This window comes from Puia dinghuensis (assembly GCF_014642875.1).
GTDB lineage: Bacteria > Bacteroidota > Bacteroidia > Chitinophagales > Chitinophagaceae > Puia > Puia dinghuensis.
On sequence record NZ_BMJC01000001.1, the window covers coordinates 1,297,097 to 1,320,272 of the forward strand.

Consider the following 23,176-nt stretch of genomic DNA (forward strand, 5'->3'; position numbering starts at 1 on the left):
AATGAAAAAATTCAGTCGCATCTTAAAATATATCGGGTATTACAAAGGGAAGATCGCCGTGTATATGTCCCTGACGATACTCGCCTCTTCGCTCTCGGTGATTTCCATCGCCATGCTTGCCCCCCTGACATCGATCATCTTCAATACAAAAGGCAGCGAAGCCGCCAGGCAAAGCATCGAATCCGGGAAGGCGGGAAAGCTGGTCTCACAGGTTCTCTCCCACGCCATCCAGCAACACGGCCAGATGTACGCCGTCGCCATTTGCTGCGGCATGATCATCTTAGCCACCTTTCTGAAGAACCTGTTTCTCTATCTGTCCTCTTATATCTCCGTCCCGGTGAGAAGCTCGATCATCATCCGCTTGCGGAATGATATGTTCGCCAAGGTGCTGACCCTGCCCATCGGCTACTTCAACGAGCAAAGAAAAGGGGACATCATGTCCCGGATGACGAACGATGTCAGCGAAATAGAAAGCTCCATCGTCAGCACCATGGAAGGGCTTATAAAAGACCCGCTGCTGGTTTTGAGCTACCTTGTAACGATGGTCTACATCAGTCCGACGCTCTCGCTCTTTTTGTTTATCCTGCTCCCCCTCACCGCTTTTGTCATCGGCCGCATCAGCCGCACCCTGAAAAAACAATCTTCGGCCGCATCCGTCCGGGTCGGCGAAACGCTTTCTATACTGGACGAGACGCTTGGCGGCATCCGGGTGGTAAAGGCTTTCTCCGCGGAATCGCTGATAAAAAACCGCTTTGAAGCGCTCAACAACACCTTGTTCACCATCAGCAAAAGGATGAGCGTCCGCCGTGACCTGGCCTCTCCCCTGACCGAGCTCCTCGGCGTCGTCGTGTTGTGTGTGATCTTATACTTCGGCGGCAGCCTGATCGTGCACGGCAATTCCCTCAGCGGCGGCGACCTCATTGCCTACATCGCAATCTTTTCCCTGATGATCAACCCGGCCAAGACGCTGTCCACCTCTTTTTTCAATGTGCAGCGCGGCTCGGCAGCTATCGAACGCATCGAAGAGCTCTTACAGGCGCCGGTAGTGATAGAAGATACCGGCACGCGACAGTTGGAAACATTCGCCGGCCAGATAGAGTTCAGGGATGTCAGCTTCAGCTATGCGGACAAAACGGTGCTGAAGAATATCAGTTTCACCATCCCGAAAGGGAAAACGGTGGCGCTGGTAGGCAGCAGCGGGGCGGGCAAGAGCACCTTGGCCGATCTGGTCCCGCGCTTTCACGACGTCACAGCTGGCGAAGTGTTGATAGACGGGGTAAATATCAAAGAATACAGTCTTGCCTCCCTGAGAAAACATATAAGTATCGTGACCCAGGAGCCTATTCTGTTCAATGAATCCTTCGCCGGCAACATCGCGCTGGGCAGGACTGACGTCCCGATGAAGGATATCGAACAGGCCGCAAGGATAGCAAACGCCTACAATTTCATCCAGTCGAAAAAAAGTAAATTCGACACCAACATCGGCGATAGGGGCAACAAACTCAGCGGCGGCGAAAAACAGCGGGTAACCATTGCCCGGGCCTTATTAAAAAACCCGCCGATCCTCATCCTCGATGAAGCAACTTCCTCTCTTGACACCGAAAGCGAACGGCTGGTACAGGACGCCATCGACAATATGATGCAAAACCGCACCTCCCTGGTGATCGCCCACCGGCTCAGCACCGTGCGTCACGCCGATGAGATCATTGTCCTTAATAATGGAGAGATCGCCGAACGGGGCGCACACAACCAATTGATGCAGATAGAGAACGGCATCTATCGGAAACTTGTCACCATGCAGGAAGTAAAATAACCATTAAACCTTTCACGTTATCCAATATCTATATATAAAACTTAAAATCATGAAGAAACTTACTATCACCACCGCGCTTGCCTTTTTCGTCAGCGCCATTGCATTCGCCCAAGGCCCCGGCCACCAACCCACCCATCTGAAAGACCATCCCCGGGTGAACCAGGTCAACAGGCGCGAGGATAACCAGGAAAGGAGGATCACTGACGAACGCAAGGAAGGAGATATCTCCAAACAGCAGGCACATCAAGACCGGCGCAATCTCAGAGAGATAAACCAGGAAAAACACGATATGCGTAAGCAGGATAATGGCCATCTCACCAAGGCCGATCAAAAGGCCCTGAACCAGCAGTTGAACCACAACAGCAGAAAGATCGGTCAATAACATCAGTCACCAAGGAAGAACTATAGGCTATCGTCCATTCGCACGAAGGACGGTAGCTTCTTTTTTATCATCATCGTCGTAGGTCTTTTTGACGATATAGTGCCAATTCCGCTCGGATACATCCACAAAGAAGATATCTCCGGTCTTGTGCGCCTTGACGGCATCCTGAAATTCCTTCGGCATCATCTCTTCCCCAAAGAACCAGCCGGTATCGCCATGGGTAGTATTCCCATCCATCGTATACTGATCGGAAAGCTGGTTCCATTCGGCGCCTTTGGACGCCTTGTCTACGATGATCTTTTTGAGACTGTCGATCTCGGTGTTCGACAACGTTCCCCCATCCAGGAAAATATAACTTGCGCGGTAGGTGACCTTTTCGGTCGCTTCCAGAACCTTATAGGTAACATAGCCTACGGAGAAGACATCGCCCTGGTTCTGGCGTAACAATCGCTTGTCGATGAGCGTACTATCTTTTAGGGAATTGAGGTGGAGGATGGCCGGCTTCAGGGCCGCGTTGGACGCTATCCATGCCTGGGCCTGCTGTTCGGTCGTGATCTTGGCGAACTGGTCGTGTACCTGATTTTGTGCGAATGCTGACGAAGAAAGGAGCAATAAGAATGCACCCACGAAGCTAATTTTCATATATTTAATTTACACCGCTATGAAGATAGCATTTTTTCCAGTATACGGAATTTCCGCCCGGGGTGTTGCCTCGCTCCGTAAATTATTAGCTATCAATAGCAGATGATATTTTATTACATTGGGCCCTCAAAAATCACGATCAATGCAAAGAACCCTGGCCATTTTGGCCCTTGTCCTGCTAGGCGGCGCCGGCTTCGCTCAGGCCCCGAATACCCTTACCAAAAAAGAAAAAAAAGAAGGTTGGAAATTGCTGTTCGACGGCAAAACAACCCAAGGCTGGCACACCTATCTCCGGGATACAGTAGGCTCGAAATGGCAGGTTAAGGAAGACGCCCTGGTTTTCGACCCCTCCCAGCCCGCCGGCGGCGGCGGGGACATCGTCACAAACGATGAATACGAGAATTACGAGCTCAACCTGGAATGGCGCATCTCAAAAGGCGGCAACAGCGGCATCATTTTCGACGTCCAGGAATCCCCCAAACACCGGGCGACGTATGAGACCGGACCGGAAATGCAGGTGCTCGATAACAAGGATGCGTCGGACAACAAAAAACAAAATCATCTGGCTGGCTGCCTCTACGATATGGCCGGTGACTCGACGGTCTCAAAACCCAAACCTATTGGTGAATGGAACCAGGTGCGGCTGATCCAGGACAAAGGTCACCTGACGTTCTGGCTCAATGGAATAAAAACCTTCGATGGGCAGATCGGCAGCGACGAATGGAACAAGATGATCGCAGGCAGCAAATTCAGAAACCCGGAATTCGCCGACTTTGCCAAAGTAGCCAAAGGAAAGATCGCCCTGCAACAGCATCCGGGCTCCAGCGGCTGGAGAAATATAAAGATCCGGTTGTTATAATATTCCCAGTTTCTTCTTCACCAGGGGGAGAATGTCGGCCGAAGGCGGATAGACATGCAGGTTCTCTTTTTCGAAGATAAAGGCATAGCCGTTCTCTTTGGACACCTGCCATATCGCGTCTTCGGCCTTCTTTTGGATCGGCATCAGCAACGCCGACCGCTTCTGATTAAAGAGGTTGCTCGCTTCCTGGTCATACCCCTGTATCCTGGCCAGCAGTTCGGCCAGGCTTCTACGCTTGAGATCGATCTGGCTCCGGGTAAGTTTGACGGTATCGCGCGAGGCCAGTAAAGCAGCCTGCTGACTGTACTCCGATTGAAAGGCGTCGAACTGTTGTTCCAGGGCCGTCTTGTATTCCGCGAGGGCACTGTCGGCCTTCTTGGTCTCCGGCATCACAGAAAGCAATTCATTTATACTGATGCAACCCGTCTTGTCCTGCGCCACCGCCCGCGACGCCACCGATAGCAGGCTGCCGGCAAATAAGAAGATAAAAGCAGTCTTTTTCATTTGAAAAGTTTTACCAATAATACGAACATGTTCGTACAACTTCCCGCCCCCGGAAATCTTTTAACACTTTTTTGAATTCTTATTATCTTGTTCACTGTTATCAACTCCTATTGACAATGAGACCCTTCCTATCTCTCCTCCTTCTTCTCCTTTCCCTGCATGGCTTTTGCCAGCAACCAGTAACCGTCAACCTCCCCAATAGTCACATTACCCTCCAATTACCCAATGACAAATGGAAGCCATCGGCGGAAACGGATTCTACCAGGGGAATTTATTTCTTCAAACGGAAACCGGTAACAGACCCCCACGGCCGGGCTATCATTCCCGCCATTATGCTGTTTGTCGAAGATGCCAGAAAATTTCACGGGGATATCGTCGAATTTTCGATCAACAAACGGGCGCAGTTTCAGGGTAGAGGGGTGAAAACAGACACGACTATGTTCCCAACAAATAAAGGATTTCCCCTCACCTACCAGGATGCGCTTTTGATGCGATGCTCCTATACCTCTAACGGGCTGGACCACGTACTCTACATGATCCATATCATCGACAAGCATAACGAAGCCATCCAGTTTTACCTGGATATGACAAAGGACCTGGGAGAGCAATACGAAAAAGAATTCCAGACGACCATCCGTTCGATCAGGGAGAACTAAGCCGCATTTTACTCTCGATCCTTGAAAAGGCAGCCGGTGGAAAGGATTGTTGAAATTCCGGCTGTCTTCGCATGCGATCTTTATCCCTAAACCCGACGCCCACGGCCTTCACCAGATCGGTCTCGGCAACAGGCACATGCCCCTCGCGGATATCCAGCACAGCGGAAAAATACCAGGCCTCACTGTTAGTAGGGTCGGCCATCTTGTACAGCTCCACGAAATGCCGCGCAACATCGTTGCGTCCCGCGGTCATCTGCTGATTGCTGATCGAATAAAAGGCCAGCGACAAATAGGCCAGCAGCCGATGATACATCCCCCTCTCAGGCCCTGCCACCGCAGCCTTTGCATCGAGGTCCTTTATCGTCTGCTGCCAGTATCGCATATCGCCCTGCTGAAAATGCTGCATATAATCAGCCTTCATATTCTGCTCCCGGGCAAAAAGGGCCTCCCGAGCCTGTTCCTGTTGCCGAAATTTCGGATCACTGCTAAGCGTTGCCGCTTTTTGTTTGAACCAGTCAGCTTCCTTCGTCAGGCCGTCAAGAAAGCTCACCGCAACCCGGCAACCCTGTTCTGCCCGGACAAGCTGGTCTGCCCGGATGGCCGCCCCCACCCTGTTCTTGTCTTCCCCGGCGGTCTTGTTGATAAAGGCCTGGTCCCTGGGAAAGACACCATCCCGCATGGCCTCCAGCTGCCACCCCGCGAATGCCCGGTCCATAACAGCCAGGGGCGCCCATTCGTGCTTGCCGTCAAAAACGATGATCCGGTGACGGGTCCGGGTCTTGTCAAGTTCGCTGCTAAAGGCGACAAGGTCGGTGAGGTTCATATCCCCTTCACCCGCCAATGCGGTAAAGCTAAACGGGAAGTCGCCCGCCGAAACCCCATCCGGCAACCCCGCTCCACCCGCAATGACACCTCTTACACCCGGGTGTTGGATGGCAACATACCCTGCGACCTTAGCGCCACCGGAAAACCCGCAGACATAGACCCGGTTGCCATCGATCGTCAACCGGCGTCGGGTGTCTTCCGCCAGTTTCGCCCAGATATTGCCGGTGGTCGCCCAGTCATTACCGTTTTTGGAATTGTTACTGCCGACAAGGATAAACCCATACTTGTCGGCCAGCAGCTTATATCTCTTCACCGGAAGCGACCCATCGCCATGCGGATCGAAGAAATAGACGACAGGCAATACACCCCCCTTTTTTTGTGAAAGTGGAATATACAGGGCATATGACTGGGTAGGGTCCGCTTGACAGATCACCGGACTGATGATCCTGCCCGCTTCCAGCCCGCCCTGATCCGCATACAAACTGGTATAGGCCCCCATCACCAGCATAATAAGCCATACTCGATTCATAACCTAAATTTAGCGGCAAAAAATCACCTTCCACCAATTTTTTGCCGCAATCCTTTTATATTGCATTACACAAAAACAACAGCAATGGCAACCAATTCAACATCGGCCCCCGTGACGGCGCTGTTCCTCGACATCGGCGGAGTAATGCTCACCAATGGATGGGACAGACGTTCACGCGAAGCCGCGGCAAAGCAATTCGGACTGGATATTGACGAACTGAACGACCGCCACCGCATGACCTTCGACACCTACGAAGCCGGCAAGCTAAGCCTCGATGAGTACCTGAAACGAGTAGTGTTTTGCAGAGAACAACCTTTCACCGTGGAGCAGTTTCGCACCTTCATGTTCGAACAATCCGCACCTTACCCGGAAATGATCGATCTCGTCAAGGCCCTGAAGGCCCGCTACGAATTGAAAATAGCGGTGGTGAACAACGAAGGCCGCGAGCTCAACGAACACCGCATCAAAACTTTCCGCCTCAACGAATTCGTGGATTTCTTCATCTCTTCCTGCTTTGTCCACTTCCGGAAACCGGACGCGGACATCTGGAAGGTGGCCCTCGACATCGCACAGGTGCCAAAGGAAGACGTGGTGTACATCGACGACCGGCCCATGTTCGTCCAGGTAGCCCAGGGACTCGGCATCAGGGGCATCACCCATAACTATAAGAATGTAGGCAAGACAAAGGATGCCCTGGCGGCGATGGGGCTCACCCTGGACTAGGGCCCTGTTGCACGCTCATTTGCCTTGCACGACGGCGTGCAGCGGGCCCTCTGAAAAGCCTGATCACCGCAGGCTGAAAATAGGATTCCATCAACCAGGTGAGCAAGGCAATGCTGGAAAGACCAACCAGCAGGTAAAGCGCTACGCTGTAGTGGAAATAATGCGAGCAAAGCAGCAGGATGGGTACGTGTACGATATAGAGGGAGTAAGAATATTTTCCTAACACCGCACCCAAACGATTGACAATAACGACTGCCCTGGCTGCAAAACCACGCCGATGTATGAGTGCAAACAGCAACACCAGCCCGGGCGGCGTCAAGGTACACATCACCTTGGTAAGCAGGGAATAGCCGGGCTCCCGCAGGAAGAGCGCAACCACACCAACACATACCAACACCGGAATGAAAATAGGGAGTTTTTTCCCCGAAGGCGCCGCCTGTATACAATACCGGAAAAAAGGAATGGCGACGATGGCAAACAGAAAATGTTTCAACGGATCTACCCCCGGCCATTGCGCAGCGAATGTCAATCTCGACAGGATAGGAAGGGTGCCCAGGCTTATTGCCGCCGTGTACCCATCGACATAGAAGAGGTTCCGGTATTCGTATACATAATACCCAACCAGCCAGATGGCAGAGAAAGCGAACATGGCTATGAAATGGTCGGCCACGCCGATATGGGGCAGATGGTAGCAGAAAGGGATCATGCACAAGGCAATGACAAGCCAGCACAAAACAGCTTTCCTGCGGAAGCGTCCGATAGTAAGCATAAAGATCACGTAAAAGAACATCTCGAAACTGAGGCTCCAAACCACCGAATTAACGCGGTAGGATTCAACGATGAAACCCTGCAGCGTGCTTACCATGAACACATTCCCCAGCAGCTGCCAAAAGGAAGGTAAAGCCTTTCCCAGGCACCAGGCCGCCAACAGGCCAAACAATACTCCGAGTAAGAATTGCGGCACCAGGCGCAGTAGCCGCCTGGACATAAAATCCCATCTTGACCCAGGCTTGCGGCTATAGGAAATATTAATAACACAACCGGAAAGGATAAAGAATAGGATAACCGAGTCCGTGCCCAGGGTGGTCATGGAAAATCGTCTGAACTCAGTCGGGGTAAACCAGGACTCGGGTAGGTGATAGATCAGTACACCTACGGAAGCAGTCCCCCTTACAAACTCCAGGTAAAGTTTCTTCATATAAAATCATTTTACGTGAATAAACTTCCCGGCGGTCTGATACCGGTCATAGGGGGCCTGATCTTCATCACAGCACTTCCGGACAGCGATTGTATCAAAACCGGACAATGTCTATTGTAAAATTACGCGTAAAATACTTGCCGTCAACGCATTTTAAACGCGGCAAATAATTTGTAGCCTAATAAGGATCATGCTAAAAAACCTCCTGACCGTTGCGCTCCGCAATTTCAAAAGAGACGGCTGGTACAGCCTGCTCAATATCCTGGGCCTGACCATCGGCATCACCTTTAGCCTCTTCCTCATTTTCTATATCAAGGACGAGCTCAGCTTCGACCGGTACAATCAAAAGGCCGACCGCATCTTCCGCATCGCCTCCAACATAAAAGAGCCGGACAAGGATACCATGCGATGGGTCGCGACCCAGGTGCCCCTGGCGCCGACCCTGAAAAAAGACTACCCGGAAGTGGAAGAGGCGGTGCGCTTCATAAGTGAAGACAAAAAGATGTACAAAAAAGGGGAATTGCGCATCTACGAGGACAAAGTATATTATGCCGACAGCAATGTCTTCCGGATCTTCACCTACCCCTTTATCCAGGGGGATCCCCGCACGGCGCTCGTCGCCCCCAACTCGCTCGTCCTCACCCAGTCCGTCGCTACGACATTCTTTGGCAAGGGCGATGCCGTCGGCCAGGCCCTCGAGGATGCGAAAGGAGATGTTTTCAAGGTCACCGGCGTCATCAAGGACATCCCCTATAACTCCCATTTCCGCTTCAACGTCCTTATCTCGGCAACCACACTGCCCAAAGATTTCCAGGACAACTGGGGCGGGTTCAATATCTTCACTTATGTACTGGTGAGACCCCATACCGATGCGGCAGCCTTCGAGAAGAAGCTGTTCCCCATGTACGACAAATACATGGCGCCCATCTTTGCCAAATACAATATCAAGATACATTACGCCGTACAACCCATCCTAAGCATCCACCTCCATTCCAACATGCAGGGCGAACCGGAAGAGCTTGGCAGCATGTCCTATATTTATATCTTCTCGGCCGTAGCCTTTTTTATGCTGATCATTGCCTGCATCAACTACATGAACCTGACTACGGCGCGGTCGGCGCGCCGGGCAAAGGAGATCGGCGTCCGGAAGGTGACTGGAAGCACGCAGCCGCAGCTCATCGCACAATTCCTCATCGAATCGATGCTGGCGGCGCTCATCGCCTTGTTGCTCAGCATAGGCCTGGTCGCCCTGCTGTTGCCGGTATTCAATTCCCTGGCCGGCAAGTTCATTTCTTTTGGCGCCCTGCTCCAACCCGGCACCCTGCTTATCCTGCTGGCCATTGTACTCTTCGTCGGCTTCCTCGGCGGCAGCTATCCCGCCCTCTACCTCTCGAAATTCGACCCGATCCATATCCTAAAGGGGAATCTCTCCAAAGGTTCGAGCAACGTGACCCTGCGGCGGATACTGGTCGTTACCCAGTTCTCCATCGCCATGATCATGCTCATCTGTACCCTCGTAGTATTCAGGCAGCTCAATTATATCCGGAACAAGGATCTGGGCTTCGACCGGGCCGAGGTGTTGACGATACCGGTAAATACGAATCGCGATGCCCGCAGCCAGATCTTCGCCTTTACCAACGCCGTGCGGAAAGATCCCCGCGTGCTGTCGGCCAGCACGGCCGATGCCGTACCAGGCCAGGATGTCAGCTTCAACCTCTTCTCCATACAGACCAGCAAAGGATATGTCGATCAGGGCGTCTTCACCTACGCTGCGGATGAGCACTATTTCAAGACCCTGGGGATGCAGATAAGAAAAGGCAGGGACTTCTCCGGCCCGGCGGACACCCTGCATAGCATCATCGTCAATGAGAGCATGGTCAACTACTTCGGTTGGGATAACCCCATCGGAAAAAGGGTCAAAATTCCCGGCGACACCTCCGGCAAGCGGTATTGGGAGGTAGTGGGAGTAGTAAAAGACTTCAATCAGCGAAGCCTGTATAATCCCATTGCGCCGCTGCTTCTTCGCTACCGGCCCAACGCGGGAAATATCCAGCTCAAGCTGGATGCCAGGGACGTACAGGCCGCCATCACAGGTATACAACAATCCTGGCGCAGCATCTTCCCCGATCTCCCATTCGACTATACCTTCCTCGACCAGTCCCTCAACTCTCAATACGAAGCAGACCAGAAACGCGGCAAGATCTTCACCGCCTTCTCCGTCCTCACCGTCGCGATCACCTGTCTCGGCCTCCTGGGACTAATCGCCTTTACTACCCAGCAGCGGCAAAAGGAGATATCCTTACGTAAGATCATGGGCGCCGGTGTTGCCACGCTGGTCACACTGATCACCCGGAATTTTGTGGCATTGGTGGGGATATCCTGTCTCATTGCCTTCCCCGTCGCCTGGCTGTTCATGGATAAATGGCTGAAGATATTCCCCTATAATACGGGTTTGTCGGCCACCCCCTTCCTGCTGGCGGCAGTGACGGTACTACTGATCACCTTCCTCACCGTTATCTATCATACAGTGAGAGCGGCGCTTGCCAATCCATCAAAGAGTCTAAGAGCCGAATAGCTTGTTAAACTCCGCATAAGGGACACCGGTCTTAGAGAAAGTAAAGCTCCCTTGCTGGTGAATCTCCTCCGCCGCCCGGAGAAAGTGGCCATAGGCAGCACGGGCAAGCGACGATCCCAGGCTCACCCGGCGGACCCCCAGCGCAGCAAGTCCATCCAGGGTAAAGTCACCCTTGCTCAAACCCATCACCACATTGACGGGTTTTGGCGCCACGGCACGGACGACGGCGCTTATCTCTTCAGCAGTGGTGAGCCCCGGCGCGAAAAGCACGTCGGCGCCCGCCTCCGCAAAGGCCACCAGCCGCCGAATCGTATCTTGCAAATCGGCACGTCCATAGATGAGATTCTCCGCCCTTGCCGTCAGTGCAAAAGGGAACGAAAGGCTTCGCGCAGCCTTCACCGCGGCCTTCACCCGTTGCACGGCAAGATCAAAAGGATAAATGGGATCATCAGCCCTGCCGGTATGGTCTTCGATAGAGCCACCCACCAGGCCCGCACCCGCCGCCAAAAAAATGGTCTCGGCACAGGCCTCAGGTTCGTCACCAAAACCATTTTCGAGGTCAGCAGAGACGGGCAACGGCGTAGCCTCCACTATCGCCCGGGCATTAGCCAGGGTCTCCTCCCTTGAAACGGCATTCAGCCCGTCCGGTTTGCCAAGGGAAAAAGCCAGCCCCGCACTGGTCGTAGCCAGCGCTTCAAATCCAAGATGAGTGAGTATCTTCGCCGACCCCGCATCCCAGGGATTGGGGATAGCAAATATCCCCGGTCGCTGATGAAGATGCTGTAATGCTTCCGCTTTGTCTGCCTGTGTGTTTTTCATATCGCTTATTTATGTTCGTAGATCGTTCTTGCCTTGATCACCATATTGATATACTCTCTATCGATAAAATTGTTCCCGGCAAAGATCTTTCTGGTCATTTTCTCGACATCCCCCCAGCCGGTACCGGCCACATAGGCCGACTCCTTCAGCTTCATCCCGAATAAGGCAATACAGGCGGCCTTTTTCAACGGGAGATCAGCCCGGTCAAAGGGCACGGGGCTGTTCGGACAATCGTAGTAGATCGTCCGCCTCGCCTTCTTGCCGGGAAGACAATAATTGATCTGCACTTTTGCGATCTTCTCGATGCTAATGTCATCCTTACGAGGGATGATCTCGAATAACACCGTCATGGAATGGGCGCTGCTGACCGTACTCCCTTCCATGTGCAAAGCCGTATCCGCCAGCAGATTTCGCTTGTTGTCATAGCCGATGAGCCGGTATTCGCCCACCAGCGTCGAATCAAAGCCGGCGGTGACCGACACGCTGTCGGCAACGGAAAGCAGGCCCTCATCCAGTTGCTTCAACAACAGTTTTTCGCCTTCCTGCTCGTCTCCCATACAGGCAAAGGTTCCCTTGCCTCTTTCGGCCAGGATGGACAATTCGCTGCTCTCTCCTTGCGTTATGCCGACCCCGATGCAGGATAGGGGGATGCCGGCCTCGCTTTCCTGCGCGACAAGATCCTCCAGGTCGGCCGCGGCGGTTTTGTCTTCACAGACATCCCCATCCGTTATAAGGATCACCCGGTTCGATCCGTTTTTGATATATAGCTTATGTGCCACCCTATAAGCCAGCTTCAACGCAGCCTCTCCCGGTGACGCTCCATCGGGACGCAATTGCTCGATAGCCCTGATGATGTCCGCCTTGCGCGACCCTGGTATCCCCGCCAGCACGCTCAGGTTGGCGCCATACTGGACGAAGGATACCGTATCGATATCCCGCAGATTCCGTACCAGCAGCCGCATCCCGGCCTTTATCAAAGGCAATTTATTGGGCATATCCATCGAACCCGAAGCATCGATGGCGAAAACCAGGTGGCAGGGCGGATTTCCTCTCATATCCCCCCGCCGGGCGCTTATATTCAGACATAGCAGCTTGTGCGCCTTATTCCAGGGACAGGACACAAGGTCCGAGCTGCAGTGGAAGAGTTCGGCAGGGGCGGGCTCCTCATAGTTAAAATTAAAATAACCCAGCATCTCTTCGATCTTCACGGCCTCGGACGGAACAGGCGTCCCCATGTCCAGGAATCGCCGGATATTACAATACGAAATACCGTTAGGATTGCCCGTAAAGGAGATGTTGGCCGGCCCCGTCAGAAAGGGGTTTTCGATCACAGTATGCTTGTTGTCCCAGGTATACACCGGATACGGATCGCACCCCTGCCACGGGATCAGGGAGGTAAGCCTGATCTTCGGTGGGGTCGATGGCGGAGTCAGCTCCTTGAGGGTCACCCGAAGAAAATCCGTAGACTTGATGGCCGTGGTATACCGTTCGTACCCGTTATAGGCAAAGGTGAGGGAATCATCGGCTATTCGGGAAGTGATCTCGAAACTCCCATATCTGCCGGTCTCATAGATCATGCCGGTGGATTGGACGATGATGGCTACCCGTTGCAATTTGTCGCCATGAAGGTCCTTGACCTCCCCGGTGAAATAGTATTGGGCAGAAAGCGGGGTATATAGGAGGCTGCAAAGCAGCAGTATTAAGCCAGTCAGTTTCACAAAGTCAATTTGCCGCGTTAAAATACAACATTCCGGCTACATTCCCCAAGCCGGTCTCACTCAGGATTAACGCAGCAGATCCCGCACCCGTGACTATTTTGCCGCCGCCTGCGCCCGTATGGCGGGGTTGAACCAGTTGAAAAGCACCACCGCCAGTACGATGACGCCATAGGCCGATAGTTGTAAAGCATCTACCTTTTCTCCAAAAACCGTCAGGGCCAGCATAAACCCAAGCACGGGGTTGATATAAAGGAGGATGCCCACGGTAGAAGACCGCAACCCTTTGAGCGCATACAGGTTGAGCCAAAGCGGGAAGATGGTAAGAAAAACAGCGATCACCGCAATAAGGATGTAGAACCGGCCCGCTACGGGAACAAGGCCATGATAGACAGGATAAAAAGGCAGTAGCAGCAAGGCGGAGAAGAGTATCTGTCCGCTTAACAGCAGAAACCGGTCGGCGCCATAGTTCTTCCGCTGGCTCACGAGATAGAGGGCATAGGAGAAAGCGATCAGCAGGCTATAGAGCAGGTCGGTCAAATGACCAACAGCCAGGATCCCGCAACCGGTGGCACTCAGCAACACGGCTACCCACTGTCCCCGGCTAAGATGTTCCTTGAGGATGGCCCAGGCCAACACAGTCGTTAAGACCGGACAGACCAGGTACGCAAAAGCGGAAGCCTTTATACTTACCTCGTTGGTAACATATATAAAAAAGTACCAATTGGCCGTAAGGAACAGGCCACCGCCAAAGAGCTGGAACAGCAGCCCTTTTTTTTCTGCGGCGGACAAAGCCGCGAAGTGCTGCCGGTTCTCCGTCCACACTTTTCTCCGCAGCAATATCCCCACCAGCAGCATCAGCCCACCGCTGACAAATACCCGGTAGAAAAGAATGTCGAGGGAAGGATAGGTCTGCAAAGGCCGGAGCACGAGACTAAAGAACCCCCATATCGTAAAGGCAGTTATGGCTGCCAGATAGTGCTTTGTATTTTTCATTTGTAGTACAAAAATGCTCCAAAAAGCCTAAAAAACAAGTGATTCTGATAGTTACATAATTATTTTAGCCTATGTGTTTTCATTTATTCAATCTTTCTATTATCTTACCGCCAAATTCAATACCTCATGCCGAACCGTTACCCTGGCATTAAACCAACTATTGGTTGGGGACGCCCCTACGTCTTCCTTCTGATTGCGTTATACTTCCCCTTTTTGGTTTCTGCACAACCCATTATTCACAATTTTGTTCCGCAATCGGGCGCGGTAGGGTCAACAGTGACCATTCACGGTAAGAATTTTAGCGCTACCCCTTCCGCCAATATCGTTTATTTCGGATCGGTGCAGGCGACGGTAACGGCCGCCACAACCACTTCCCTCACGGTGACAGTACCCGCCGGCACCAGCTATCAGCCGCTAATGGTGACCACCGCCGGCCTGACGGCATTTTCGACACTCCCCTTTATCACGACCTTTAACGATCCGGGACAATTCATCCCCTCCGCTTTTTCCACCCGTTTGGATATCTCTACAGACAAGGGACCGCAGGCCATCTTCTCCATGGACATGGACGGTGACGGCAAACCCGATCTTGTCGTCGCAAACGGCGACTCCAACACCGTAACAATATATCACAATACCAGCACCCCCCACTCCATCTCATTCGCACTTGCCGTCGATTATCTTCTTCCGGCCGGTTACTATCCCGTCGGCATTACGGCCGGCGACCTGGATGGTGACGGGAAACCGGAAGTCGCCGTCACCTGCTATGGTTCGCCACAGCTTGTCATCTTCCACAATACCAGTACTGCAGGGACTATCTCCGTTGGTGCTCCCATCTATTATGCCCTCGGTAACTATACGACCGGCATCACGATCGAAGATTGTAACGGTGATGGGAAACCGGAGATCGTAGTAGCCAGCGCCGCGGACAACGTTATATCCCTCTATGCCAACAACAGCACGATTGGAAATCTGAGCTTTTCCCCGAAAATGGACCTGCATCTCCCCTCGGGAACGCTGCCTTTCAACGTCATCGTCTCCGACCTGGACGGCGATGGCAAACCAGATCTTGCTTCGGTGAATTCGGCTACCAATACCGTATCGACCTTTCTCAACACCGGCACCGTCGGGGGCGCCCTCTCTTTTGCCACCAACGTCGACTTCTCCGTCGGCGGTTCTCCGCAGGACCTCGCAGTAGGCGACCTGGACGGTGATGGCAAGCCCGATCTGGCGGTCGTCAACAATGGCGACGCGACGATCACCTTGTTACAGAACGCCTCTACGCCCGGCACCATAAGCTTCAATCGGTTAACAGATGTACCCACGGGCACACAGAACCCCGGCAGCCCCTGGGCGCTTGTCCTGGCCGATTTCGATGGCGACGGTAAACCCGATATCGCCAGCATCAACCAATTGGATAATACAGTCTCCGTACATCGTAACACCAGTACCGTCGGCTCTCCCTCCATTGCCGCCAATGTCGACTATGCTACCGGCAGCACGCCTTGGGCGATCACTACGGCCGATATGGACGGCGACGGCCTGCCCGATCTGGCCATCATCGATAATACGACAGCAAAAATTACCCTGCTGCGGGACAAATCCTCGCTTGAACCCGCTATAACCTCTTTTACCCCCACTATGGGCGTAAATGGTCAGGTCGTGACCATCAAAGGCGCTCATCTCACAGGGACCACGGCCGTCAGCTTTGGCGGTACGCCGGCCACTTCCTTCACCGTCGTCAATGATTCGACCGTGACGGCAACCGTCGGCAACGGGTCAACAGGCGCCGTATCAGCCGTAACACCCGGTGGCACCACTTCTCTTGACACATTCAAATATGGAATACCGGCACCGGTGATCAGTAGGTTCTCCCCTGATTCCGCCTCAGCCGGCACAACGGTAACGATCAAGGGGTCTCACTTCAGCAACGCCACGGCCGTCAGCTTTGGCACTACACCCGCCGCCTCTTACACCGTCGTGTCCGATTCGGTGATCACCGCTATCGTCGCCTATGGCTCCACGGGCGCCGTTGCCGTCAAAACAGGCGGAGGTAAAGATACCCTTTCCGGTTTCACCTATATAGCACCGCCCATCGCCATAACTTCCTTTAGCCCACAGTCGGGTGCACAGGGCGCCCAGATCGTCATTCGCGGCACCGGTTTCTCAACCCATCCGGCCGTCAGCTTTGGCGGCGTCCCTGCTTCGAACGTCACCTGGTATGGCGATACTTCCATGATCGCCGTGGTTTCCACCGGCGCCACCGGCAAGGTCGCCGTCACCGGCACCAACGGCGCGGATTCCATGGCCGGCTTCACCTTCATAACCAATACACCACCGCCACCGCCGCCGCCGTCCAACCTCATTACCATTACTTCCTTCAACCCAACCGCCGCCACTACAGGCGACACGGTATATATCTACGGAACATATTTGACCACTGCCAACAGCGTCAGCTTTGGCGGCGTCCCGGCCGTGTACTACAAGGCGATATCCGATTCCCAGCTGCTGGCCGTCGTCGGCAGTGGAGCGACGGGCCAGGTAAAAGTGAGTAACAACACTTCGTCCGATTCACTACCCAACTTCGTATATACCTTTGATTCGACGAAATTGCAAAGCGCCGCTTTCCAACTGATACTGTTCACCGGCTCACTGGCCGGCAACAATGCCCAGTTGCAATGGCAGGTGCGCAATGACGCCGGTATTTCCTATTATGCCATCGAGCGCGGGATGGACAGCATCCAGTTCACCGTCATCGCCACAGTAAGATCCACGCGGTCTAACGGCGCCAGCCATAACTATACATTCACCGATCCCAACGCTATCAGCGGGATCACCTGGTACCGGCTTAAAATGCAGGATACGACGGCCGCCTTCACCTATAGTTCGCCGGTGAAAGTTCAGCCGTTGAGCCAATCGATGCCCATCCATCCCAACCCGGTGAAAAATGGTTTCTTCCTGGTAGACATTCCGGATGTCGGCAGTACCTCGCAATTCATGTTGTTCGATATGTCGGGCAAACAGCTGAAGATCGTGCAGGTCGCCGCCGGGATATCCGAAATTCGCATCAACGTGCCGGGGCTGTCCAGGGGAACCTACCAGCTGAGATGGACGAATGGAAAACGTAACACAGCACAGACGCTGCTCGTGCTATGATCTATTTCCATTTCCAGTTTAACACCTCCGGCAGATCGATACCCTCTTCGCGGATATACTGCCGGTGCCGGATAAGCGTATCCTCCATTTCCTGCTTGAGATAGGCCGCCCGCTGTCCCAGCTGGGGCAGCCGCTCGACGACATCCATCACGAGGTGAAAACGGTCCATGTCGTTGAGCACGGTCATATCGAACGGCGTAGTGATCGTCCCCTCTTCCTTATAACCCCGGACATGGATATTACCATGGTTCGTACGCCGGTAGGTGAGCCGGTGAACAAGCCAGGGATAGCCGTGATAGGCGAAGATCACCGGCTTGTTGCGGGTAAACAGCAGGTCGAAGTCGAAGTCACTCAACCCGTGCGGATGTTCGCTTTGCGGCTGCAGCTTCATCAGATCGAATACATTGATCATCCTCACCCGCAATTCGGGCAGTCTTTCCCGTAATATAGAGATGGCGGCAAGTATCTCGAGCGTGGGCACATCCCCCGCGGCAGCCATCACGACATCGGGCTCCCCATCCTGGTCATTGCTTGCCCATCCCCAGATGCCGACCCCCTTCGTACAATGCAGGATGGCCTCATCCATCGGCAGCCATTGCGGCGCAGGATGCTTACCCGCAACAATGACATTGACATAATGCCTGCTGCGCAGGCAATGGTCCATGGCCGAGAGCAGACAGTTGGCGTCCGGCGGCAGATAGACGCGGACGATCTCCGCCTTTTTATTGATGACATGATCGATGAACCCGGGGTCCTGGTGAGTAAACCCGTTGTGATCCTGCCGCCATACATGGGAGGCCAACAGATAGTTGAGCGAGGCGATCTTCCGGCGCCAGGGTAGCTCCCGCGTTACCTTCAGCCATTTCGCATGCTGGTTGAACATGCTGTCGACGATATGGATAAAGGCTTCGTAGCTGTTGAACAGGCCATGACGCCCCGTCAGCAGATAGCCTTCCAGCCAGCCTTCACACTGGTGCTCGCTAAGCACTTCCATCACCCGCCCTTCATGGCCGAGATACTGATCCTGCGGAATGATCTCCGCCTCCCACTGCCGCGAGGTAGCCTTGAAGACGGCATCCAGTTTGTTCGACAGGGTCTCGTCAGGCCCGAAGATGCGAAAGTTGCTTTCGGCAGCATTGTATCGGATGACATCCGCCAGGAATTCGCCAAGCACAAGGGTATCGGAGGCCTTCACCGACCCATGGCCGTCCACAGGACGGACCACAGGTTCGTCGGCCGAAGGCCCATCATTAGCCGATGTCGCCAAGGGCGTATTTTTCCCGGCAAGCCCGCCGGCGACATCCACGGCATAGCGGCGAAAGTCGGGCATCTGCAGGTCCTTAAGCAGCAGACCGCCATTGGCATGAGGATTGGCGCCCATCCGCCGCGTCCCCACCGGCGCCAGTTCGGCCAGTTCGGCCCGCAGGGTTCCCCGCTCATCAAACAACTCTTCCGGCCGGTAGCTTTTCAGCCAGGCCTCCAGTTGCCGCAGGTGTTCGGAGTTGGTAGCAGGGTCGACGATCGGCACCTGGTGACTGCGGAACGAGCCTTCCACCGGCAGGCCATCGATCACCTTCGGTCCCGTCCATCCTTTTGGCGTCCGCAACACCAGCATCGGCCAGCGGGGCCGCTCAAACTGGCCCGACGTACCTATCCCGCCGGAGGCTTCCCTGGCCGCGGCTTCCCCGCCAGCCGCTTGCGCCGCCCCACCGCGACGCATAGACTCGCGAATGATACGGATATTCTCCACGATGAGGTCGAGCGTGGCGGCCATGGCCCGGTGCATTTCCTCCGGCTCCTCCCCTTCTACAAAATAAGGTTCCCATCCATAGCCGAGAAGCAGCTGCTCCAATTCCGGCTTTGTCACCCGCGCCAGCAGCGTGGGATTGGCGATCTTATATCCATTGAGATGCAGAATGGGCAATACAGTGCCATCGGTGACGGGATTCAGAAATTTATTGGAATGCCAGGCCGTGGCCAGGGCGCCTGTCTCCGCTTCGCCATCCCCGATGACACAGGCCACCGTAAGCCCGGGATTGTCAAAGACGGCGCCAAAAGCATGACTGAGGGAATATCCCAGTTCCCCACCTTCATGGATAGACCCCGGACATTCGGGCGAGACATGACTGGGGATGCCGCCCGGAAAAGAGAATTGCTTGAACAGCCGCTGTAATCCCGCTTCGTCCCGGCTGATGCTGGGATACACTTCGCTGTACGTCCCTTCGAGATAGGTGTTGGCCACCAGCGCAGGGCCGCCATGACCCGGACCGGCAACATAGATCATATCCAGGTCATATTGCCGGATAAGCCGGTTGAGATGGACATAGATAAAATTCTGCCCGGGTGTAGTTCCCCAGTGCCCCAGTGCCCCAGCAACAGGTGCTTGATATGCCCGGGAGCCAGCGCCTGCCGCAGCAGGGGGTTGTCCCGTAAATAGATCTGCCCGACGGACAAATAGTTGGCGGCCCGCCAGTAGGCATCCATCTTTTGCACCATCTCCGCAGTTAGCAGGTCTTGCGGCTGGTTCATGGTTTCTGTTATCATAAAAGATGTTTTACGATCCTTGCGATCATCCATTCCTCATCAGTAGGAATGGCATAGACCCCGACGCGGGTATCTTCGGCGGAAAGAAAAAGCTCGTCATGGGCATTGGCCCGCTGATTCAGCCCGATACCCAGGTATTCCAGGCCGGCGCAGATGCGGCTCCTGATCGCCGGTGCTCTTTCCCCGATACCCCCGGTGAAGACCAGGGTGTCCAGACCGCCGAGCACGGCAGAATAGGCGCCGATGGTCTTCTTCACCTGGTAACAAAAAAGCTGCACCGCTTCCGCCGCCCGGACATCGGTACTTTCCCTGTCGAGCAGGTCCTTCATATCCGGGCTTGTCTCGGAGACACCCAGCAGCCCGCATTCGTGGTTGATCAGTTGGTTGAAAGCAGTAGCGCTCAGTTTATCATTGTCCAGCAACCACCACCATACCCCCGGGTCCAGGTCGCCCGGCCGGGTGCCCATGACAAGACCACCCACCGGAGTAAAACCCATGGTCGTATCCACACTCACCCCGTCTTTCACTGCCGCCACGCTTGCACCGCTGCCCAGGTGCGCCACGATCACCGCTCCACCGGCCGCCGCCGGGCCGGCAATGCGGGTCAGCTCCTCCAGGATATAAGCATAGGACAATCCATGAAAGCCATAGCGCTGGAGACCTTGCTCTTCATACCGGCGGGGTATCGGCAGCAGCCGGGCCACCCGGGGCAACGTACTGTGAAAGGCTGTGTCGAAACAGGCTACCTGCGGCAACCCGGGATCGCGGCTCCGGAAAAGCCGGATAAGCTCGATCTCCCCCGGTAAATGATCGGGGTCGTATGTGCTGATCCGTTGCAGGTCTCCCAAAAGCACATCGTCGATAAATGCCGCCTGCCGGTGCTGGAGACCATGCACCACCCGGTGGCCAACCGCTGCCAGCGGAGCGTCCGCCTGTTGCCCCAGCCAGTCGATGAGGAAAACGGCGGCTTCGGAAAGCCCTTCCGCCTTCACGGGCAATTGCCCTTTTTCTTTATTTCGATTATTGGTAAACGTTAGCTCCGTATCCTTCAGGCCGATGCGGGTGATCTTGCCGGAAAGCCATTTCGCCGGTGGCTCATCTTGCGTATACAGGGAAAACTTGATACTGGATGAGCCGCCGTTGACAGCCAGAATATTTTTATTTCCCGTATTCATTATTTACTTAAAGTTAGCTACCTTGTATTGTTGATTAAAAAGATTGCTACCATATTATTGTTAACTCTCCTTTTCTTTAATTGGGTGGGGTACTGGCTGTTCATCTCCTGGTTCGAATGCCGGGCTGACGCCCGTTGGGAGACGCGGCTGGACAACGACCAGTATGACGCCAGCGATTTGATCCTCTTTAAAGTATCCGCGGATGCGATCCCTTATTCCAATGCTTCCGGTACATTCGAACGCGCGGATGGAGAACTGGAAGTCGGCAGCATCCATTACAGATATGTCCAAAAAAGGTTGTACGCCGATTCCGTGGAATTTCTCTGTATCCCCGATGGCGAGACCAGCCGGCTGCTTTCGGCCAAAAACGAGATCATCCACCTCGCCACAGGTGTGCCGGATAACAGCGGTCACGGAAGATCAACCCCCTGTGGAAAACCATCGCCTGATATGCTGAAGGTCTTTTATCAGCAATCACCCGCCTTATGCATTGCCAATTTTCCGGCCAGGGGAGTAAAAAAGGTCTGCGGCCAGACTCCGGCTCCCTGTCCCGGTCATACCCGCATAGGCTGCCAGCCGCCGCGAAGGACAACAGACCTTATCCCCCTTCTCAACCCGATTGTATAGTTTAATTCAAGTTATTCCTTCATGAAACGATTATTTCCTTTCGCCGCTATAGCGATCTTCTTCTCCGCATGCCATTCCACCAGTGATTATGAAAAAGTATTCAAAGATCCCAACCTCTACTGCGCAACAGTTCATCAGCTGAACACCGTCGTCATGGGCAACAATTTCGGCCCCATCGTCGCTTCGCGCAACTATCTCTACGCCGCGGTAGCCGGCTATGAGGTCATCGCCGGAGGTTATCCCGATCGTTTCCCTTCCCTCGCCGGGCAGCTGCACGGTTTACAGGCCGTCCCCAAACCCGATACCACCACACATAAGATCGATTTCGAACTGGCGTCCCTCCTGGCGTATTGCAAGCTGGGCGAGGCGGTGACTTTCCCCGAAGGGAGTATGCGGGGCTGGGTAGACAGCCTTAAACAAATGGCCAAAGATCATGGCATGCCCTCCGATATGTTCGAGGCTTCAGTAGCCTATGGCGATACCGTGGCCGCCGCTATCAAAGCCTGGAGTAAAAAAGACCATTATGCCGAAACCCGCGGCGCCCCCGAATACATGGTCAATCCTGATTCTCCCGGGAGATGGGTGCCCACCCCCCCGGCCTATACCCCGGCCATGGAGCCCCACTGGCGCGAGATCCGCTATATAGCCATGGACAGCGTTCAGCAGTTTATGCCCCACCCACCCTATACTTTCGACGTGAAAGACAAGAATGCACCTTACTACAAGGAAGTAAAACTGATCGAGAACAAAGGCGACAGCTTAAGTCCGGAAGAGACCTGGATCGCCGACTTTTGGGATGACAACCCCTTCAAATTGAACGTCTCCGGCCACCTGATGTTCGGCACGAAGAAATTCTCCCCCGCGGGCCACTGGATGAGCATCACCGGCATCGCCGCGCAAAAGGCCGGCGCCGACTTCGCCACCACCACCGCTGCCTATGCAAAGACAGCCGTGGCCCTCTTCGACGCCTTTATCCAATGCTGGAATATCAAATACACCTATAACACCCTGCGCCCCGAAACGGCCATCAACAAGTATTTCGATCCCAACTGGCGGCCCCATCTCCAGACTCCGCCCTTCCCCGAATATACCTGCGGGCATTGCACCATCTCCGCCTCCGCGGCAGAAGCCCTCACAAGCATCTTCGGCGACAACTTCGCTTTCAACGACACGACAGAACTGGAATTCGGCATCAAAAGCCGCAGCTTCCCTTCTTTCCGTACCGCGGCGGTGGAGACGGCAAGTTCCCGTTTCTATGGCGGCATCCACTATAAATATTCTACCGATGTGAGCCATGTGATGGGCACCGAGATCGGCCAACTGGTCGCCGATCGCATCAAGATAAAAAAATAAGGCGCGGCTAACGCCGCGCCATTCAAGGCGGCTCCGGTAACCCGGAGCCGCCGCCCCCGGCAAGCTCCGCTTGCCGGACGTAATG

The 23,176-nt window shown here is 54.2% G+C and carries 19 protein-coding genes; 9 read left to right on the forward strand and 10 right to left on the reverse strand.

The annotated features are described in order from the left end of the window. Position 1: 1 nt before the first annotated feature. Both IEY39_RS05100 and IEY39_RS05105 read left to right on the forward strand, forming a co-directional pair. Positions 2-1,813, forward strand: coding sequence for an ABC transporter ATP-binding protein (locus IEY39_RS05100; RefSeq protein WP_188929150.1), 1,812 nt, complete (start codon positions 2-4; stop codon positions 1,811-1,813). A gap of 49 nt (positions 1,814-1,862) precedes the next feature. Then, positions 1,863-2,195, forward strand: coding sequence for a hypothetical protein (locus IEY39_RS05105; RefSeq protein ID WP_188929152.1), 333 nt, complete (start codon positions 1,863-1,865; stop codon positions 2,193-2,195). 27 nt (positions 2,196-2,222) lie between these two features. Here the strand turns inward: IEY39_RS05105 and IEY39_RS05110 are convergent, their stop codons facing one another. After that, complete coding sequence (locus IEY39_RS05110) at positions 2,223-2,837, reverse strand: peptidylprolyl isomerase (RefSeq protein WP_188929154.1); 615 nt, start codon at positions 2,835-2,837, stop codon at positions 2,223-2,225. 142 nt (positions 2,838-2,979) lie between these two features. Here IEY39_RS05110 and IEY39_RS05115 point away from each other — a divergent pair, with 142 nt between their 5' ends. Continuing rightward, positions 2,980-3,696 (forward strand): 3-keto-disaccharide hydrolase, encoded by a 717-nt coding sequence (locus tag IEY39_RS05115; protein WP_188929156.1) that lies wholly within the window; start codon positions 2,980-2,982, stop codon positions 3,694-3,696. Here the strand turns inward: IEY39_RS05115 and IEY39_RS05120 are convergent. Further along, positions 3,691-4,200, reverse strand: coding sequence for an OmpH/Skp family outer membrane protein (locus tag IEY39_RS05120; RefSeq protein ID WP_188929158.1), 510 nt, complete (start codon positions 4,198-4,200; stop codon positions 3,691-3,693). The genes IEY39_RS05115 and IEY39_RS05120 overlap by 6 nt on opposite strands. 116 nt (positions 4,201-4,316) lie before the next feature. On the opposite strand from IEY39_RS05120, the gene IEY39_RS05125 reads away from it, so the two are divergent. Then, on the forward strand, positions 4,317-4,856 hold the full coding sequence (locus IEY39_RS05125) for a hypothetical protein (RefSeq protein WP_188929159.1): 540 nt from the start codon (positions 4,317-4,319) through the stop codon (positions 4,854-4,856). Here the strand turns inward: IEY39_RS05125 and IEY39_RS05130 are convergent. Then, positions 4,843-6,210, reverse strand: a complete 1,368-nt coding sequence (locus IEY39_RS05130) for an alpha/beta hydrolase family protein (protein WP_188929161.1) — start codon at positions 6,208-6,210, stop codon at positions 4,843-4,845. The two genes, IEY39_RS05125 and IEY39_RS05130, sit on opposite strands and share 14 nt — an antisense overlap. An 84-nt stretch (positions 6,211-6,294) precedes the next feature. On the opposite strand from IEY39_RS05130, the gene IEY39_RS05135 reads away from it, so the two are divergent. Next, positions 6,295-6,933, forward strand: coding sequence for an HAD-IA family hydrolase (locus IEY39_RS05135; RefSeq protein ID WP_188929163.1), 639 nt, complete (start codon positions 6,295-6,297; stop codon positions 6,931-6,933). Here IEY39_RS05135 and IEY39_RS05140 read toward each other — a convergent pair. Continuing rightward, entirely contained in the window at positions 6,920-8,131 is a 1,212-nt protein-coding gene (locus IEY39_RS05140) for an acyltransferase family protein (RefSeq protein WP_188929164.1), read from the reverse strand. The two genes, IEY39_RS05135 and IEY39_RS05140, sit on opposite strands and share 14 nt — an antisense overlap. Positions 8,132-8,321: 190 nt before the next feature. Here IEY39_RS05140 and IEY39_RS05145 point away from each other — a divergent pair, with 190 nt between their 5' ends. Beyond that, positions 8,322-10,706: an ABC transporter permease gene (locus tag IEY39_RS05145; protein WP_188929167.1), complete on the forward strand. Its 2,385-nt coding sequence runs from the start codon at positions 8,322-8,324 to the stop codon at positions 10,704-10,706. Here IEY39_RS05145 and IEY39_RS05150 read toward each other — a convergent pair. From IEY39_RS05150 to IEY39_RS05160, 3 genes are all read right to left on the reverse strand, one after another. After that, a complete protein-coding gene (locus tag IEY39_RS05150) occupies positions 10,692-11,525 on the reverse strand; it encodes an isocitrate lyase/PEP mutase family protein (RefSeq protein ID WP_188929169.1) in 834 nt (277 codons plus the stop codon). The genes IEY39_RS05145 and IEY39_RS05150 overlap by 15 nt on opposite strands. 5 nt (positions 11,526-11,530) lie before the next feature. Further along, positions 11,531-13,243 (reverse strand): vWA domain-containing protein, encoded by a 1,713-nt coding sequence (locus IEY39_RS05155; RefSeq protein ID WP_188929171.1) that lies wholly within the window; start codon positions 13,241-13,243, stop codon positions 11,531-11,533. A gap of 93 nt (positions 13,244-13,336) precedes the next feature. Then, complete coding sequence (locus IEY39_RS05160) at positions 13,337-14,236, reverse strand: EamA family transporter (RefSeq protein ID WP_188929173.1); 900 nt, start codon at positions 14,234-14,236, stop codon at positions 13,337-13,339. A 213-nt stretch (positions 14,237-14,449) separates the two neighbouring features. Between IEY39_RS05160 and IEY39_RS05165 the strand changes: the two genes are divergently transcribed. Next, entirely contained in the window at positions 14,450-17,392 is a 2,943-nt protein-coding gene (locus tag IEY39_RS05165) for an FG-GAP-like repeat-containing protein (RefSeq protein ID WP_188929174.1), read from the forward strand. 1 nt (position 17,393) lies between these two features. On the opposite strand, the gene IEY39_RS05170 is transcribed toward IEY39_RS05165, so the two are convergent. From IEY39_RS05170 to IEY39_RS05175, 3 genes are read right to left on the reverse strand one after another with little or no spacing between them, the layout of a single operon-like run. Further along, positions 17,394-19,757, reverse strand: coding sequence for a phosphoketolase family protein (locus IEY39_RS05170; protein WP_308423210.1), 2,364 nt, complete (start codon positions 19,755-19,757; stop codon positions 17,394-17,396). Next, positions 19,673-19,936 carry a phosphoketolase family protein gene (locus IEY39_RS29725; RefSeq protein WP_229688778.1) on the reverse strand — a complete coding sequence of 88 codons (264 nt, stop codon included), beginning with the start codon at positions 19,934-19,936 and terminating at the stop codon, positions 19,673-19,675. The genes IEY39_RS05170 and IEY39_RS29725 overlap by 85 nt, the downstream gene beginning before the upstream one ends. Further along, positions 19,933-21,111 carry an acetate/propionate family kinase gene (locus tag IEY39_RS05175; protein WP_188929176.1) on the reverse strand — a complete coding sequence of 393 codons (1,179 nt, stop codon included), beginning with the start codon at positions 21,109-21,111 and terminating at the stop codon, positions 19,933-19,935. Before IEY39_RS05175 ends, IEY39_RS29725 begins: the two co-directional genes overlap by 4 nt. Positions 21,112-21,168: 57 nt before the next feature. On the opposite strand from IEY39_RS05175, the gene IEY39_RS05180 reads away from it, so the two are divergent. Further along, positions 21,169-21,738: a hypothetical protein gene (locus tag IEY39_RS05180; RefSeq protein ID WP_188929178.1), complete on the forward strand. Its 570-nt coding sequence runs from the start codon at positions 21,169-21,171 to the stop codon at positions 21,736-21,738. 21 nt (positions 21,739-21,759) lie between these two features. Continuing rightward, positions 21,760-23,091: a vanadium-dependent haloperoxidase gene (locus IEY39_RS05185; RefSeq protein ID WP_188929180.1), complete on the forward strand. Its 1,332-nt coding sequence runs from the start codon at positions 21,760-21,762 to the stop codon at positions 23,089-23,091. The last annotated feature ends 85 nt before the right edge of the window (positions 23,092-23,176 follow it).